The organism is Streptomyces sp. NPDC002853 (genome assembly GCF_053591915.1).
Map to the genome: position 1 here is coordinate 600,987 of NZ_JBSFUS010000003.1, position 14,274 is coordinate 615,260.

A 14,274-nucleotide genomic window follows, 5' to 3' on the forward strand; every position below is an offset into this window, starting at 1 on the left:
AGGCCATCTGGAGCCACCGCGCACGACGAAGCCCCGGTCCTCCTCCGTCCAGGAGGGCCGGGGCTTCGCCACACCATCGCGCCGGGCGGCTAGCCGGGCAGCAGCCCCGTGGCCGGACCCACCACCGGCAGGTCGCTCAGCGAGCCTCCGCCCTGGGCCAGCGGGGCGGTCAACGGCGCCGTCGAGACCGGCTTGAAGTCCGCGACCTGGGTGCCCAGGGCGTTGTCCAGCGGGTCGGACCCCGTACCCGCGAGCGGGTTGATCTTCAGCTCCTTGACGGGCCCGAATCCACCCGCGGCGACCTCCTCCACCGCCCGGAGCACCCCCGCACCGGCCGCCGGCAGGTTCTCGGAGGCCGGGGGCGCGGGGGCCGGCGCGGCGTTCGCCGTCGCCGCGCCACCGATGCCGAGCGCCGTGCCCGCGACGCTGACCGTCAGACCCGCCCGCAGCAGGACGCGGGAGAGGTGCTTGGAGGCTGTTGCGTGCCGTGCCATGGGTTCCGCCCTTATCCGCTTGAGTAATCAGATGTACACGTAGCGTAGTTGAGGGGTGATGCGGGTACCAAAGCCCTACCCTTCGGGTCGCCTGGGCGGGTCAATGCAGCACACTGTTCTCTCGTGAGTTCCCATCCCCCGATACCCACCCGAGTCGTGCTGCTCGCCGGTCCCTCGGGCTCAGGCAAGTCGTCGTTCGCGGCCCTCTCCGGGCTGCCCGTCCTGTGCCTCGACGACTTCTACAAGGAGCACGACGACCCGACGCTGCCGCAGGTCCCCGGCAGCACGGACATCGACTGGGACTCCCCCGACTCCTGGGACACGGACGTCGCCGTCGCCGCCATCGAGCAGCTGTGCCGCACGGGACGTACACGCATCCCGGTCTACGACATCGCCACCAGCTCGCGTACGGGCGAGACGGCGATGGACATCGAGCGCACCCCCCTCTTCATCGCGGAGGGCATCTTCGCGGCGGACATCGTGGAACGGTGCCGGGAGATCGGGGTGCTCGCCGACGCGATCTGTCTGCGGGGACGGCCGTCCACCACCTACCGGCGGCGGCTTCTGCGGGACCTGCGCGAGGGACGGAAATCCGTGGCGTTCCTGCTGCGGCGCGGCTGGCGGCTGATGCGGGCCGAGCGCGCGATCGTCGCCCGGCAGACCGCCCTGGGCGCTCACCCCTGCGGCAAGGAAGAGGCCCTCGGACGGCTCGCGGCGGCTGCCGCCGGGCGGTGCGCCAAGGCTCGCGCGGACGCCGCGTAGCTCCGCGGGCTCCAAAGCACTCGTACAAAGCAGAAGGACCGGAAAGACCCCCCGGCCTTCCGGTCCCGCCACTTGTTTCCCCCGTGGATCCCCCGTGATCCCCGTTTTCCCCCTGCTTCCGCCGCCTCCCCCCGGGAGCGGCGGCCCCCCGTCATCCCTAGGCGACCAACTCGCCGAAGGACTCCTCCTGGTCACGGCCGAAGCTGAGGACGTCGTCCTCGCGCAGCCGGCGCAGGGAGCGCCAGATGCTGGACTTCACCGTGCCCACGCTGATGTCGAGGATGTCGGCGATCTCGGGGTCCGTGCGGCCCTCGTAGTAACGCAGGACCAGCATCGTCCGCTGCAGTTCGGGGAGGCGGGCCAGGGCCTGCCAGAGAACCGCACGGAGTTCGGTGCCACGCATCGCGTCCGTGTCGCCCGCCGTCTCCGGCAGCTCCTCGGTCGGGTATTCGTTGAGCTTGCGGCGCCGCCAGGCGCTGATGTGCAGGTTGGTCATGGTGCGGCGGAGGTACCCGCCGACCGCGGCCTTGTCGCTGATCCTGTCCCAGGCCCGGTACGTCGAGAAGAGGGCGCTCTGGAGCAGGTCCTCGGCCTCGAAGCGGTCACCGGTCAGGTGATAGGCGGTTGCGTACAGGGAGGCACGACGCTCCTGGACGTAGGCGGTGAACTCCGCCTCCGACGCCGTGGTGCGCTCCCCCGTGTCCTCCCTGTACGCGGCTCCCCCGTGAGCCCCCCCGTCGGTTCCCCCGTTGTCCCCGCGGGTTTCCCCCGGGAACGCGTCAACCACCGTCATGTACGCGGTGTGCTGACGCCCGGTGCCGCGAGCGCACCCCCGCCCGCTCACGGCACCGGACTTCTCGTGCCTCTCGGCAGGCCGGATCACGTCGTGGAGACGCGTGATTACTGCGCTTGAGCTGGTGCTGTGCAGTGTGTTCATCTCGCGCCCCCCGTCGGTGGAGTCCGGCTGTTTCCGTGTGACCAAAACTCTGCCGGACCCACTTCATGACGGTGTCCGCCGACTGTCACAGGCCTGCAACAGGCCTTCCGTGTGTAGGGGAGAAGTGTGGGAGCCGGCCAACAGTCGAACTGTGCCCGTGCCATGGGACAGAATGACGTCCGTGCCTTCCCTGTTGCTGATCGAGGACGACGACGCCATCCGTACGGCCCTTGAGCTCTCGCTCACCCGCCAAGGGCATCGGGTGGCCACTGCTGCCACCGGCGAGGACGGCCTGAAGCTGCTCAGTGAGCAGCGGCCGGACCTGATCGTGCTGGATGTGATGCTGCCGGGCATCGACGGCTTCGAGGTGTGCCGTCGCATCCGGCGCACCGACCAGTTGCCGATCATCCTGCTGACCGCGCGCAGCGACGACATCGACGTGGTCGTCGGGCTCGAGTCCGGTGCCGACGACTATGTGGTCAAACCCGTGCAGGGCCGGGTGCTCGACGCCCGTATCCGCGCGGTTCTGCGGCGCGGTGAGCGCGAGGCCAATGACGCGGCGACGTTCGGTTCGCTCGTCATCGACCGCGCCGCGATGACCGTCACGAAGAACGGCGAGGACCTGCAGCTCACGCCGACCGAGCTGCGGCTGCTCCTGGAGCTGAGCCGCAGGCCCGGACAGGCGCTGTCGCGGCAGCAGTTGCTGCGTCTGGTGTGGGAGCACGACTACCTCGGTGACTCCCGGCTCGTCGACGCGTGTGTGCAGCGGCTGCGCGCGAAGGTGGAGGACGTGCCGTCCTCGCCGACGCTGATCCGTACGGTGCGTGGAGTGGGCTACCGGCTGGACACTCCTCAGTGACCAAACCGCAGGACAAGCTCCGCGGTTGGGCCGCGGCGCGCAAGGCGCTCATGGCGGGGCTGCGCTTCACGAGCCTCAGGCTCCGGCTTGTCGTGGTGTTCGGCCTGGTGGCGCTCACCGCCGCCGTGACGGCGTCCGGAATCGCGTACTGGCTGAACCGCGAGGCGGTCCTGACGCGCGCACAGGACGCGGCCCTGAAGGACTTCCAGCAGGAGATGCAGACCCGCGCCGGCGCGCTGCCGCCCAATCCGACCCAGGACGAGCTGCAGCAGGCCGCCGGGACGATGGCCAACAGCAGCCAGCGTTACAGCGTGCTCCTGATCGGGAAGGACGCCGACGGTGACACGATCGTCGGCTACTCCGACCTGGACGCCTTCACGCTCGCCGACGTGCCCAAGTCCCTGCGCAAGACGGTGAACAAGGAGCAGCCGCTCACCTCGAGCAACAAGAGCCCGTACCACCTGTACTGGCAGCGGACCGTCGAGGGCGGCACCCCGTACCTCGTGGGCGGTGCCAAGGTCATCGGCGGCGGGCCGACCGGCTACATGCTCAAGTCCCTTGAGCCGGAGGCGAAGGACCTGAGTTCGCTCGGCTGGTCGCTCGCGATCGCCACGGGGCTCGCGCTCATCGGTTCCGCGCTGCTCGCGCAGGCCGCTGCGACCACCGTGCTCAAGCCGGTGCACCGGCTCGGCGTCGCCGCGCGGCGGCTCGGCGAGGGCAAGCTGGACACGCGCCTGAGGGTGTCGGGCACGGATGAACTGGCCGATCTGTCACGGACGTTCAACCGGACGGCGGAGAGTCTGGAGAAGAAGGTCGACGACATGAGCGCCCGTGACGAGGCGTCGCGGCGCTTCGTCGCCGACATGTCGCACGAGCTGCGTACGCCGCTGACCGCGATCACCGCGGTGACGGAGGTGCTGGAAGAGGAGCTGGACGCCGAGACCGGGTCCGTCGATCCGATGATCGAGCCCGCCGTGCGGCTCGTGGTCAGCGAGACCCGCCGGCTGAACGACCTGGTGGAGAACCTGATGGAGGTCACCCGCTTCGACGCGGGTACGGCCAGGCTCGTCCTGGACCACGTCGACATCGCCGACCAGATCACGGCCTGCATCGACGCCCGTGCCTGGCTCGACGCGGTCGAGCTGGACGCGGAGCGCGGCATCATGGTGCGGCTCGACCCGCGCCGCCTTGACGTCATCCTGGCGAACCTGATCGGCAACGCGCTCAAGCACGGCGGCTCCCCGGTGGAGGTCTCGGTGCGGCTCGCGGGCGAGAAGCTCGTCATCGCGGTGCGTGACGGGGGCCCCGGCATCCCCGAGGACGTACTGCCGCACGTCTTCGACCGCTTCTACAAGGCGAGCGCGTCCCGGCCGCGGTCGGAGGGCAGCGGTCTGGGGCTCTCCATCGCCCTGGAGAACGCCCACATCCACGGCGGGGAGATCACCGCCGCGAACTCGCCCAAGGGCGGCGCGGTGTTCACGCTGTGGCTGCCGCGCGACCCGTCGGCGCTGCTGCCCGAGGACGAGGCCGCGGAGGGCACGGACGGCGACGACGCCGTCGAGGGAGAGAAGTGATGAACCACCGACGGCTTCGCGCCGCGCTGCTCGCCACCGCGCTGACCGCGCTCCTCGCGGGCTGCGGCATCCGCTCGACGGAGGTGCCGACGGACTTCGGCCCGGGACCCTCCCGGGTGCCCTGCGTGATGTCCGGGTCGAGCATCGCCTCGCAGTCCGCCAACGGGGTTCCCGTGCAGGTCTTCCTGGTGTGCGCGGCGCAGCTGGTGACCGTCGACCGGTCGGTGCGGATCCCCACCCAGAAGGCGACGACGGATCGCGTCCGGATCGCGCAGGCGCTCCTGGACGAGCTGTCGCAGGCGCCTTCGGCCCCGGAGAAGCAGGCGGGCTTCGCGACGGACGTACGCGGCGGCACGGTCGTCGGCGGCCCCGAGAAGGGCGACCCCGAGGACGCGCTGCGGTTCAGCACCTCCCCGGAGGATCTGTCGGCGTTCGCTCTGGCACAGATCGTTTGCACGTTCGCGGACAGCGCGGCGGCGGGCGACGACCGCGAGGTGATCATGGGCGGTCCCGGCGACGACCCGCTGCGCCGCTACGAATGCACCCAGGCGGTCCGCCAGCGTCCCGGGACGGTGGCTCCGCCCACGGAGACCGTGCAGTAGTCGATCAAGACAGTCACGGTGTGCGATCAGGACAGTGCGTGTTCCAGGAGTGAATGCGCGGAACCGATCCTGCCGTCAGGCGCGTCTTGGGGGGCGTGCGTCAAGGCTCGGGCGGCCACGGGGCCGCCATCCGCTTCCGTGCGGCAGGAGGATTCCTCCTCGTCGCGCATCTTCTGTTCGTCGGCTGGCTCACTCTGCGTCCACTGGACGTGCCGTGGGTCAGCGCGGCGAATCTGCAGCCGTTCGCCGGCATCAAGGCGGATCTGGCGCTCGGACCTGTGCAGGCCGCCCGGCAGATAGGCGGCAGTCTGCTGCTCCTCGCCCCGCTCGGTGTGCTGCTTCCGCTCGCCGGTGGGCGGGTTCACGTGTCACCGCTCGGTTCGCTGGTGCGGACGGTCGCGGCGGGCGCGCTGATCTCGCTCGGCATCGAACTGCTGCAGACCGGGGTCCCCGGGCAGGTCGTCGACATCGACTCGCTGTTCCTGAATTCCGTGGGCATGGCCCTCGCGCATCTCGCCGTGGTGCCCGCGGCCCGGGCCAGGCTCCGCCGTCGTACGGACGGTGAGCATCGGGCGACCCTCCTGCGGGAGGATGCCCCTCAGGGGTCGACCCCGACGATTCCCAGGGTCGGTATCGCACCTTAGAGCGACGCTTCGCCCGCTTCGTGAACGTAGCTTTGAGTCATCGGGGAAACGCCCCGGACCTGATCGCCACGGTTCACGAAGGAGCCACCATGACCGCCCTTGCCCGCCCCACCCACGGCCGGATGATCGGCGGAGTGTGTGCCGCCCTCGCCCAGCGTTTCCACACGTCGGCCACCACGATGCGTGTGATCTTCGTGGTTTCGTGCCTGCTGCCCGGCCCGCAGTTCCTGCTCTACCTCGCGCTCTGGGCCCTGTTGCCCTCCGAGGGCAAGGCCAGGCAGGCAGCCTGGTGAACCGGCGGCCCCCGCCGCCACCGCACGCGTACGCCGATGGGGCGCACCCCTGAGAAAGGGGTGCGCCCCATCGGCGTGTGCGCAGACCGCGAGGATCAGCCGAGCGGCAGACCGTTCAGCCCCAGGCCCTCGGTGGGCAGGCCCTGCAGGGGCAGGCCCTGCGTGGGCAGGGCGCCGGCGATGGGCAGGCCACCGAGCAGACCGGAGACCGGGTCGGCCGCGGCGGGCTTGGCCCGGTCGTCGGCGTGCTTCATGCTCTCGCCGAGCTTGCCCACGGTCGGCGCGGAGGCCTGCAGGGTGCTGCCGAGCACGTTCTGGCCGGCGGCGATCGCCTCGGGCCCACCGGCGGGCAGCTTCTCGCCGACCATGTCCATGGGGAGCATGGCGGTGGCGGAACCCAGGGCGCCCGTGGCGTCGGGCAGGGCCGGCGCGGCGTTGGCGGCGCCCGCACCGGCGGCGGCGAAGGCGGCGCCGAGAGCGGCGACACCGAGGGTCTTGGCGGCAGACTGCTTCATCTTCAATGCGTCCTTGATGACGGGGACTTTTGAGCGGCCCATGACCGTAAACATGTGAAGGGGCGGTCCGCAAACAGCGAAACAGCAAAAGCGCGACCGGGAATTAATGTTCCCGGCCGCGCCCAAACTGCTTCAATTCCTGTTACACGTCGACAGAAGCCCTGGTGGAGGCGGTCTGACGGAACAGCCATTCGGACTTCAGCTCGGCATATCCGGGCTTGATGACGTCACTGATCATGGCCAGGCGTTCATCGAAAGGAATGAACGCTGATTTCATCGCATTGACTGTGAACCACTGCATGTCGTCGAGCGTGTAGCCGAAAGTCCCGACCAGGTGCTCGAATTCGCGGCTCATGCTGGTTCCGGACATCAGGCGGTTGTCGGTGTTCACCGTGGCCCGGAAATGCAGCTTGCGGAGCAGACCGATGGGGTGGTCGGCGTACGAGTCGGCGGCGCCCGTCTGCAGGTTCGAGCTGGGGCACATCTCCAGGGGGATGCGCTTGTCGCGTACGTAGCTGGCGAGGCGGCCGAGCTTCACGGTGCCGTCGTCGGCGACCTGGATGTCGTCGATGATCCGCACGCCGTGGCCGAGGCGGTCGGCGCCGCACCACTGGAGCGCCTGCCAGATGGACGGCAGACCGAAGGCCTCACCCGCGTGGATGGTGAAGTGGTTGTTCTCGCGCTTGAGGTACTCGAAGGCGTCGAGGTGCCGGGTGGGCGGGAAGCCCGCCTCCGCGCCCGCGATGTCGAAGCCGACGACGCCCAGATCGCGGTAGCGGTTGGCGAGTTCGGCGATCTCCAGGGCGCGGGCCGCGTGCCGCATGGCGGTGAGCAGTGCGCCCACGCGGATGCGGTGACCGTTCTCCTTCGCGCGCCGCTCGCCTTCCCGGAAGCCTTCGTTGACGGCCTCGACGACCTCTTCGAGGGTGAGGCCCTGCTCCAGGTGCTGCTCGGGGGCGTACCGGATCTCGGCGTAGACGACGCCGTCCTCGGCGAGGTCCTCGGCGCACTCGGCCGCCACGCGCTTGAGGGCGTCCTTCGTCTGCATGACAGCGCAGGTGTGGGCGAAGGTCTCCAGGTAGCGCGGCAGCGAACCGGAGTCGGCGGCTTCCCTGAACCAGATCCCCAGCTTGTCGGGGTCGGTCTCGGGCAGGCCCTCGTAACCCGACTCGCGGGCGAGGTCGACGATCGTGCCGGGGCGCAGGCCGCCGTCGAGGTGGTCGTGCAGGAGCACCTTCGGGGCGCGGCGGATCTGTTCGGCGCTGGGCGTTTCGCGGTCCGTCTGACCGGCTTTGGTGGTCTGGCTCGTCATCTCGGCACTCTAGCGCCTACGCGCGTAGATCTCACCGGTCGATACGTAACAGTGACCCCGCGGACGGGTGGCGTACACCATCGCTTCTGACACTGTTCTGTCATGGCACAGCAAGCGACGCCCGATTCCGCGCGCGCGGCCAGGCTCGGACGCGTGATCGGCGCCCGTCCTTCGGCGGTCAGCGGCGCGGTGCTGCTGCTCCCCGGCGGCCACGAGACCTCCGACCGCAAGCCGTCCCCGTTCGCCGCTGCCTCGATGCGCGCGCTCGGCCGCAGGCTCGCCCAGGACGGCCGCGAGGAGGGACTCGCCACGCACGTCGTGCACTACCGCTACCGCGGGTGGAACGGCGCGCAGGCGGAGCTCGCGCGGGACGCGGAGTGGGCGGCGGACGAGGTCGTCCGCCTCTACGGCGACGTCTCCGTATGCCTCGTCGGCATGGACATGGGCGGCCGGGCCGCGCTGCGGGCCGCAGGACATGACGCGGTCAACTCCGTTCTGGCGCTGGCTCCTTGGCTGCCCGAGGACGATGTGGCCGCCTCCCCGGAGCCGGTGCGGCAGCTCGCCGGGCGGCGGGTCCTGATCGTGCACGGCACGAACGACGAGCGGACCGATCCCGAGCTTTCGTTCCGGCTTGCGGCGCGGGCGAAGAAGGCGAACCGGGAGGTGTGCCGGTTCGAAGTCCACTCCGACGGGCACCGGTTGCAGCAGCATCAGTCCGAAGTCCAGGCGCTGGCCTCGGACTTCGTGCTGGGTTCGCTGTTCGGGCACGCGTACGCGCGCCCCCTGGAGGACGCACTGGCGGCTCCCCCGCCGTTGGGGCTGCGGATGCCGCTGGCCTCCGGCTTCGGGGAGTCGATGAAGCAGCGGTGAGGAACTCCGGCCCGTCCGGCGTCTGAGGACGAACTCGGCGGAGCAGGGAACTAATCCGGCAGCAACCTGCCCCGCCTCCCCAGCAGGAACCTCTTGAACGCCGCCACCGGCGGAGTGTCCGGGTGGCCGTCCAGCCAGGCCACGCCGATCTCACGGACCGCACGCTGGCCCGTCACCGTCAGCTCCACGACTCCCGGTCGGGGCACGGCCGGCGGGGGCAGCAGGGCCACCCCAAGGCCCGCCGCCACCAGACCCCGCAGCGTCTCCGCCTCCTCCCCCTCGAACGCGACCCGTGGCCTGAAGCCGGCCTCCTGGCAGAGGTCGTCCGTGATGCGCCGCAGGCCGTAACCGGGTTCGAGGGTCACGAAGGCCTCGTCGGCGGCCTCCGTGAGGCGGACCCGCTTGCGGGAGGCGAGGCGGTGGTCGTCCGGCACGACGAGGCGCAGCCGCTGTTCGTCCAGGCGGCGGGCGACGAGATCGGGAGCGTCCGGCACGGGCGACGTCAGGCACAGGTCGAGCTCCCCCGCCCGGAGCCGTTCGATCATCGCCTCCCCGTAGTTCTGTACGAGGCTGAAGCGGACCCGCGGGTGATCGGCCCGGAAGGCGCGGATCAGGCCGGGGACCGTCTCCGAACCCATCGTGTGGAGGAAGCCGAAGGCCACCTTGCCCGACGCCGGGTCCGCGTCCGCCCGTACGGACTCGGCGGCCCGCTCCACCTCGCCGAGCGCCCGCTCGACGGAGGCGAGGAAGGTCCGCCCCGCCGGGGTGAGCGACACCGTACGGCCGTGGCGCGCGAACAGGTCGACGCCCAGATCCTGTTCGAGGCGCACCAGCGCACGCGACAGCGTCGACTGCGGCACCTGCATCTCCTGCGCGGCCCGGGTCACGTGCTCCGTGCGCGCGACCCCCGCGAAGTACGCGAGGCGCGGCGAGAGCAGCGCGGACCAGGACTCCGGGGTCAGCTCGGCAGGGGTGGACACCGTCGAGCCGATGTCTGTCAGGTAACTGCTCTGCGACAGACGCCGCTCTGAACTGCGCTCATGCACCATGGGAACGATTATGACCAGTCCATGCATTGGACGGATGAGTCTTGTGTGCCTACGTTCGACGCATGCCTCCTGCCAGTAGCGGGGCGTCCGTCACCCACGCGGCCGCCCTCACCCCGTCGTCCCCGCAGACCGAACCCGCCGACACACGCCTGAACCCCGGCGGCCCCGGCTATCGCCGGATGAGCTTCGCCCTCTTCCTCGCGGGTGTCGCCACCTTCGCCCTCCTCTACTCCACGCAGGCGCTGCTCCCCCTCGTCTCCGCCGACTTCGGTGTCAGCGCGAGTTCGGCGAGCTGGACGGTGTCGGCGGCCACGGGCGCGCTGGCCCTCTTCGTACTGCCCCTGAGCGCGCTCAGCGAGCGGTTCGGGCGGCGCACGCTCATGACGGTCTCGCTGACCGTCGCGGTGGTCGTGGGGCTGCTCGTCCCCTTCGCGCCCTCCATCGGCGCGCTCATCGCGCTGCGCGCCGTGCAGGGAGCCGCGCTCGCCGGGCTCCCGGCGTCCGCGATGGCCTTCCTCGCGGAGGAGGTCAGGCCCAAGGCACTGGTCGCCGCGATCGGCATGTTCGTGGCGGGAAACTCCATCGGCGGCATGAGCGGGCGCATCATCACCGGCTGGGTCGCGCAGGCCTGGGGCTGGCGGGTGGCCGTGGGCGTGGTGGGTGTCGTGGCCGTCCTGTGCGCCCTCGCCTTCCGCGCGCTGCTCCCCGCGCCGCGCCACTTCACGGCGGGCTCGCTCAACCCCAAGGCCCTCGGCCGGACGATCCGTTCGCACCTCTCCAACCCGCTGCTGTGCCGTCTGTACGCGATCGGCGCGCTGTTCATGACCGTGTTCGGCGCGGTCTACACGGTGATCGGCTACCGCCTCACCGAGGCGCCGTTCTCGCTCCCGCAGGGCATCATCGGCTCGATCTTCCTGGTCTACCTCGTCGGCACCGTCTCGTCGGCCGCGGCGGGGAAGCTGGTGACGCGGCTCGGGCGGCGCGGGGCGCTGTATCTGGCGGTGAGCACGACCGCCGGTGGTCTGCTGCTCTCCCTCTCCGATTCGCTGGTCATGGTGCTGCTCGGGCTCGTCCTGATCACCGCGGGCTTCTTCGCGGGGCACGCGGTCGCCTCCTCGTCCGTGAGCCGTACGGCCACCACGGGGCGGGCGCAGGCCTCGGCGCTCTACCAGTCCGCGTACTACCTGGGCTCCAGCGCGGGCGGCACGCTCGGCGCGGTCGCCTTCCACGCGGGAGGCTGGGCCGGGACGGTGGGCCTGGGGCTGCTCGCGGTGAGCGGCGTCGTGTCGCTCACCGTCTGGGGGTCGCATGTGGCCCGGGTGCAGGAGAAGCGTGAGCGTCAGGAGCGGCGGGGGCTCGTGGCGGCGCACTGAACCACCCTTCTCACCTGCTGGTTTCCTCACTCCGGGGGCCGTTGTCAGTGGGCTGCGGTAGCTTCCGAAGTGCCGGGACTTTCGTGGCAGCCGCAGGGGTGGGTTGGGATGACTGACATCGCAGGGACGACGTCGGAACTGGACGTCACGCTGGAGAAGCACCGGGTCGAGCTGACCGGGTACTGCTATCGCATGCTGGGCTCCGCCTTCGAGGCGGAGGACGCGGTGCAGGACACGATGGTCCGCGCCTGGCGGAGCTACGAGAAGTTCGAGGGCCGCTCCAGCCTGAGGTCCTGGCTGTACCGCATCGCGACGAACGTCTGCCTGGACATGCTGAACGCGGGCAACCGCCGGGCCCGTCCCATGGACCTGACCGCGTCGGCGCCGCTCGCCCAGGCCGCCCTCACCCCGCGCCCGGACAACGTATGGCTGGAGCCGATGCCGGACGCGCGCGTGCTGCCCTCCGTCAGCGACCCCGCCGAGGCAGCGGTGGCGAAGGAGTCGGTGCGGCTCGCCTTCGTCGCCGCCCTGCAGCAACTCCCGCCCAAGCAGCGGGCGGTGCTGATCCTGCGCGAGGTCCTCGCGTGGAAGGCCAGCGAGGCGGCCGAGCTCCTCGACACCTCGGTGGCCTCCGTCAACAGCGCGTTGCAGCGGGCGCGGGCGACGCTGGCCGAGGGCCCTGCCGACGACACCGCCACGTCCGACCCGCTGGACGAGGAGCAGCAGAAGCTCCTCGAGCGGTACGTGGCGGCCTTCGAAGGTTATGACATGGCGGCGCTGACGGCGCTGCTGCACGAAGACGCCATCATGACGATGCCCCCGTTCGACCTGTGGCTGCGCGGCACGGCCGACATCACCGGCTTCATGTCGACGATGGGCGCCTCCTGCGCCGACAGCCGCCTGTTCCCGGTCGACGTCAACGGCACGCCGGGCTTCGCCCACTACAAGCCCGACCCCGAGAAGGGTGGGTTCACGCCGTGGGCGATTCAGGTCATCGAGATCTCAGAGGGGCGGATCGCGGGCTTCCACTGCTTCCTGGACACACCCCGGTGGTTCCCGCTGTTCGGCCTGCCGACCCATCTCGATCTCCATGGGGAGCCCGACGAGGTCGAGTAGCTCGCTCAGGTGCGGGGCCGGGTTCCGCAGGCGGATCCGGCCTCCCGCGCGGCGGGCGGTGAGTTGGAGTCTCGCAAGGGCGTCTATGGCCGCCAGGACCGGCGGGCCCACGTCTGCGACGTCGCAGACGAGGACGTCCGCGCCGGTCGCTTGCAGCGCGGCGCGGGCCTCTTCGCAGAGGCGGTGCGTGGCTTCTCGGTCGAGGGTGCCGGTGAGGATCAGGTCTTTCGGCGTCTTGGGGTTCACGTTGGAATGACTGGGCTGAGCGCCGGAACTCATCGGTAGGCCCGTTTCGCCTGCGGCGGGCTCAGTCCCCGACCCCGCCCCTTCCCGAAAACCCGCTCTGGCGCGGGGGCCTTGCGTGCCGTCAACACCGGCTCCGCCGGGTTCGTCCTCAAACGCCGGACGGGCTGGAAATCCAGCCCGTCCGGCGTTTGAGGACATCTTGAACGGGGTCTGGGGCGGAGACCCAGGTTGGCCCCCGCGCCGAGCGGGTTTTCGGGAAGGAACGGGGTTGGGGAAAAAAACCCCTACGCGATGCGGTCCAACACGATCGGCGTCGCCGAGAACTCCGTGCCCCCGGGGGCGATGTCGAAGGACCCCGCCACCGCCTGCAAGGCGTACTCGAAGCGCTCGGGGGTGTCCGTGTGCAGGGTCATGAGGGGCTGACCGGCAGTCACAGCCGCGCCCGGCTTCGCGTGCAGCTCAACACCCGCCCCCGCCTGCACCACGTCCTCCTTGCGCGCACGCCCCGCACCGAGACGCCACGCGGCGACGCCGACGTCGTACGCGTCGAGACGGGTCAGGACGCCGGAGGACGGTGCCGTCACGACGTGCGTCTCCCGGGACACCGGGAGGACCGCGTCCGGGTCGCCGCCCTGCGCGGAGATCATCCGGCGCCAGACGTCCATCGCGGACCCGTCGGCCAGCGCCTTCGCGGGGTCGACGTCCTTCAGGCCCGCCGCGTCCAGCATCTCCCGAGCCAGCGCCAGGGTCAGCTCGACCACGTCCGAAGGGCCACCGCCCGCGAGGACCTCCACCGACTCGCGGACCTCAAGGGCGTTGCCGGCCGTCAGGCCCAGCGGCGTGGACATGTCCGTGAGCAGAGCCACCGTGCGTACGCCGTGGTCCGTGCCGAGGCCCACCATCGTGGACGCCAGCTCGCGGGCGTCCTCCAGGGTCTTCATGAAGGCGCCCGTACCGACCTTCACGTCCAGGACGAGCGAGCCCGTGCCCTCGGCGATCTTCTTCGACATGATCGAGGAGGCGATGAGGGGGATGGCCTCGACCGTTCCCGTCACGTCCCGCAGCGCGTACAGCTTCTTGTCCGCGGGGGCCAGGCCGTCGCCCGCCGCACAGATGACCGAGCCGACGCCGTTCAAGACGGAGAGCATCTCCTCGTTCGACAGCAGGGCGCGCCAGCCCGGGATCGACTCCAGCTTGTCCAGGGTGCCGCCCGTGTGGCCGAGGCCCCGGCCCGAGAGCTGCGGCACGGCCGCGCCGCACGCCGCGACCAGCGGGGCGAGCGGCAGCGTGATCTTGTCGCCGACGCCGCCCGTGGAGTGCTTGTCGGCGGTCGGGCGGGACAGGGACGAGAAGTCCATGCGCTCGCCGCTCGCGATCATCGCGGCGGTCCAGCGGGCGATCTCGCCGCGGTTCATGCCGTTCAGCAGGATCGCCATGGCCAGGGCCGACATCTGCTCGTCGGCGACCGCGCCGCGGGTGTACGCGTCGATGACCCAGTCGATCTGCTCGCCGCTCAGCTCGCCTCGGTCCCGCTTCGTACGGATGACGGAGATGACGTCCATGGCATAACCCCTCTTTGCGCCTAAAACGGTGAGCGCGACTCTACGCGCATAGAGCCGCGAGATGAA

16 protein-coding genes are annotated in these 14,274 nt (G+C 70.5%); 9 read left to right on the forward strand and 7 right to left on the reverse strand.

Annotated features, from left to right (window positions below):
* Nucleotides 1-89: 89 nt before the first annotated feature.
* Entirely contained in the window at nucleotides 90-494 is a 405-nt protein-coding gene (locus tag ACWD02_RS10620; RefSeq protein WP_451207184.1) for a hypothetical protein, read from the reverse strand.
* Between the two features lie 123 nt (nucleotides 495-617).
* On the opposite strand from ACWD02_RS10620, the gene ACWD02_RS10625 reads away from it, so the two are divergent.
* Entirely contained in the window at nucleotides 618-1,256 is a 639-nt protein-coding gene (locus ACWD02_RS10625) for a uridine kinase family protein (RefSeq protein ID WP_451207186.1), read from the forward strand.
* Between the two features lie 157 nt (nucleotides 1,257-1,413).
* Here the strand turns inward: ACWD02_RS10625 and ACWD02_RS10630 are convergent, their stop codons facing one another.
* Nucleotides 1,414-2,193 carry a SigE family RNA polymerase sigma factor gene (locus ACWD02_RS10630; protein WP_363208882.1) on the reverse strand — a complete coding sequence of 260 codons (780 nt, stop codon included), beginning with the start codon at nucleotides 2,191-2,193 and terminating at the stop codon, nucleotides 1,414-1,416.
* Nucleotides 2,194-2,374: 181 nt separating this feature from the next.
* On the opposite strand from ACWD02_RS10630, the gene afsQ1 reads away from it, so the two are divergent.
* The 5 genes from afsQ1 (at nucleotide 2,375) to ACWD02_RS10655 (ending at nucleotide 6,165) form a co-directional block, all read left to right on the forward strand.
* Nucleotides 2,375-3,052 carry a two-component system response regulator AfsQ1 gene (afsQ1, locus tag ACWD02_RS10635; protein WP_030562528.1) on the forward strand — a complete coding sequence of 226 codons (678 nt, stop codon included), beginning with the start codon at nucleotides 2,375-2,377 and terminating at the stop codon, nucleotides 3,050-3,052.
* On the forward strand, nucleotides 3,049-4,626 hold the full coding sequence (locus ACWD02_RS10640; RefSeq protein WP_451207191.1) for an ATP-binding protein: 1,578 nt from the start codon (nucleotides 3,049-3,051) through the stop codon (nucleotides 4,624-4,626). The genes afsQ1 and ACWD02_RS10640 overlap by 4 nt, the downstream gene beginning before the upstream one ends.
* On the forward strand, nucleotides 4,626-5,228 hold the full coding sequence (locus ACWD02_RS10645; RefSeq protein ID WP_451207194.1) for a hypothetical protein: 603 nt from the start codon (nucleotides 4,626-4,628) through the stop codon (nucleotides 5,226-5,228). The genes ACWD02_RS10640 and ACWD02_RS10645 overlap by 1 nt, the downstream gene beginning before the upstream one ends.
* A gap of 53 nt (nucleotides 5,229-5,281) precedes the next feature.
* On the forward strand, nucleotides 5,282-5,872 hold the full coding sequence (locus tag ACWD02_RS10650; RefSeq protein WP_451207197.1) for a VanZ family protein: 591 nt from the start codon (nucleotides 5,282-5,284) through the stop codon (nucleotides 5,870-5,872).
* 89 nt (nucleotides 5,873-5,961) lie between these two features.
* Nucleotides 5,962-6,165: a PspC domain-containing protein gene (locus ACWD02_RS10655; RefSeq protein WP_451207200.1), complete on the forward strand. Its 204-nt coding sequence runs from the start codon at nucleotides 5,962-5,964 to the stop codon at nucleotides 6,163-6,165.
* A 95-nt stretch (nucleotides 6,166-6,260) separates the two neighbouring features.
* Here the strand turns inward: ACWD02_RS10655 and ACWD02_RS10660 are convergent, their stop codons facing one another.
* The gene (locus ACWD02_RS10660) at nucleotides 6,261-6,680 is read right to left on the reverse strand and encodes an ATP-binding protein (protein WP_451207486.1); all 420 of its coding nucleotides are present in this window, start codon (nucleotides 6,678-6,680) and stop codon (nucleotides 6,261-6,263) included.
* 142 nt (nucleotides 6,681-6,822) lie between these two features.
* Nucleotides 6,823-7,992, reverse strand: a complete 1,170-nt coding sequence (locus tag ACWD02_RS10665) for an adenosine deaminase (RefSeq protein WP_451207203.1) — start codon at nucleotides 7,990-7,992, stop codon at nucleotides 6,823-6,825.
* Nucleotides 7,993-8,094: 102 nt separating this feature from the next.
* Here ACWD02_RS10665 and ACWD02_RS10670 point away from each other — a divergent pair, with 102 nt between their 5' ends.
* Nucleotides 8,095-8,862, forward strand: coding sequence for an alpha/beta hydrolase (locus tag ACWD02_RS10670; protein ID WP_451207206.1), 768 nt, complete (start codon nucleotides 8,095-8,097; stop codon nucleotides 8,860-8,862).
* 50 nt (nucleotides 8,863-8,912) lie between these two features.
* Here the strand turns inward: ACWD02_RS10670 and ACWD02_RS10675 are convergent, their stop codons facing one another.
* A complete protein-coding gene (locus ACWD02_RS10675) occupies nucleotides 8,913-9,911 on the reverse strand; it encodes a LysR family transcriptional regulator (RefSeq protein ID WP_451207210.1) in 999 nt (332 codons plus the stop codon).
* A 62-nt stretch (nucleotides 9,912-9,973) separates the two neighbouring features.
* Here ACWD02_RS10675 and ACWD02_RS10680 point away from each other — a divergent pair, with 62 nt between their 5' ends.
* Nucleotides 9,974-11,284: an MFS transporter gene (locus ACWD02_RS10680; protein ID WP_451207213.1), complete on the forward strand. Its 1,311-nt coding sequence runs from the start codon at nucleotides 9,974-9,976 to the stop codon at nucleotides 11,282-11,284.
* A 108-nt stretch (nucleotides 11,285-11,392) separates the two neighbouring features.
* Nucleotides 11,393-12,400, forward strand: coding sequence for a sigma-70 family RNA polymerase sigma factor (locus tag ACWD02_RS10685; RefSeq protein ID WP_451207216.1), 1,008 nt, complete (start codon nucleotides 11,393-11,395; stop codon nucleotides 12,398-12,400).
* On the opposite strand, the gene ACWD02_RS10690 is transcribed toward ACWD02_RS10685, so the two are convergent.
* Both ACWD02_RS10690 and ACWD02_RS10695 read right to left on the reverse strand, forming a co-directional pair.
* A complete protein-coding gene (locus tag ACWD02_RS10690; protein ID WP_451207219.1) occupies nucleotides 12,287-12,844 on the reverse strand; it encodes an STAS domain-containing protein in 558 nt (185 codons plus the stop codon). The two genes, ACWD02_RS10685 and ACWD02_RS10690, sit on opposite strands and share 114 nt — an antisense overlap.
* An 86-nt stretch (nucleotides 12,845-12,930) precedes the next feature.
* Nucleotides 12,931-14,208, reverse strand: a complete 1,278-nt coding sequence (locus ACWD02_RS10695; RefSeq protein ID WP_451207222.1) for a thymidine phosphorylase — start codon at nucleotides 14,206-14,208, stop codon at nucleotides 12,931-12,933.
* Nucleotides 14,209-14,274 lie beyond the last annotated feature (66 nt).

What these genes read in the sequence shown, in the direction of transcription:
- ACWD02_RS10685 (WP_451207216.1), top strand. Translation starts at nt 11,393, where the DNA reads ATGACTGACATCGCAGGGACGACGTCGGAACTGGACGTCACGCTGGAG.
- ACWD02_RS10675 (WP_451207210.1), bottom strand. Translation starts at nt 9,911, where the DNA reads ATGGTGCATGAGCGCAGTTCAGAGCGGCGTCTGTCGCAGAGCAGTTAC.
- ACWD02_RS10620 (WP_451207184.1), bottom strand. Translation starts at nt 494, where the DNA reads ATGGCACGGCACGCAACAGCCTCCAAGCACCTCTCCCGCGTCCTGCTG.
- ACWD02_RS10680 (WP_451207213.1), top strand. Translation starts at nt 9,974, where the DNA reads ATGCCTCCTGCCAGTAGCGGGGCGTCCGTCACCCACGCGGCCGCCCTC.
- ACWD02_RS10665 (WP_451207203.1), bottom strand. Translation starts at nt 7,992, where the DNA reads ATGACGAGCCAGACCACCAAAGCCGGTCAGACGGACCGCGAAACGCCC.
- ACWD02_RS10670 (WP_451207206.1), top strand. Translation starts at nt 8,095, where the DNA reads ATGGCACAGCAAGCGACGCCCGATTCCGCGCGCGCGGCCAGGCTCGGA.
- ACWD02_RS10655 (WP_451207200.1), top strand. Translation starts at nt 5,962, where the DNA reads ATGACCGCCCTTGCCCGCCCCACCCACGGCCGGATGATCGGCGGAGTG.
- ACWD02_RS10695 (WP_451207222.1), bottom strand. Translation starts at nt 14,208, where the DNA reads ATGGACGTCATCTCCGTCATCCGTACGAAGCGGGACCGAGGCGAGCTG.
- ACWD02_RS10650 (WP_451207197.1), top strand. Translation starts at nt 5,282, where the DNA reads ATGCGCGGAACCGATCCTGCCGTCAGGCGCGTCTTGGGGGGCGTGCGT.
- ACWD02_RS10660 (WP_451207486.1), bottom strand. Translation starts at nt 6,680, where the DNA reads ATGAAGCAGTCTGCCGCCAAGACCCTCGGTGTCGCCGCTCTCGGCGCC.
- ACWD02_RS10690 (WP_451207219.1), bottom strand. Translation starts at nt 12,844, where the DNA reads ATGTCCTCAAACGCCGGACGGGCTGGATTTCCAGCCCGTCCGGCGTTT.
- ACWD02_RS10630 (WP_363208882.1), bottom strand. Translation starts at nt 2,193, where the DNA reads ATGAACACACTGCACAGCACCAGCTCAAGCGCAGTAATCACGCGTCTC.
- ACWD02_RS10645 (WP_451207194.1), top strand. Translation starts at nt 4,626, where the DNA reads ATGAACCACCGACGGCTTCGCGCCGCGCTGCTCGCCACCGCGCTGACC.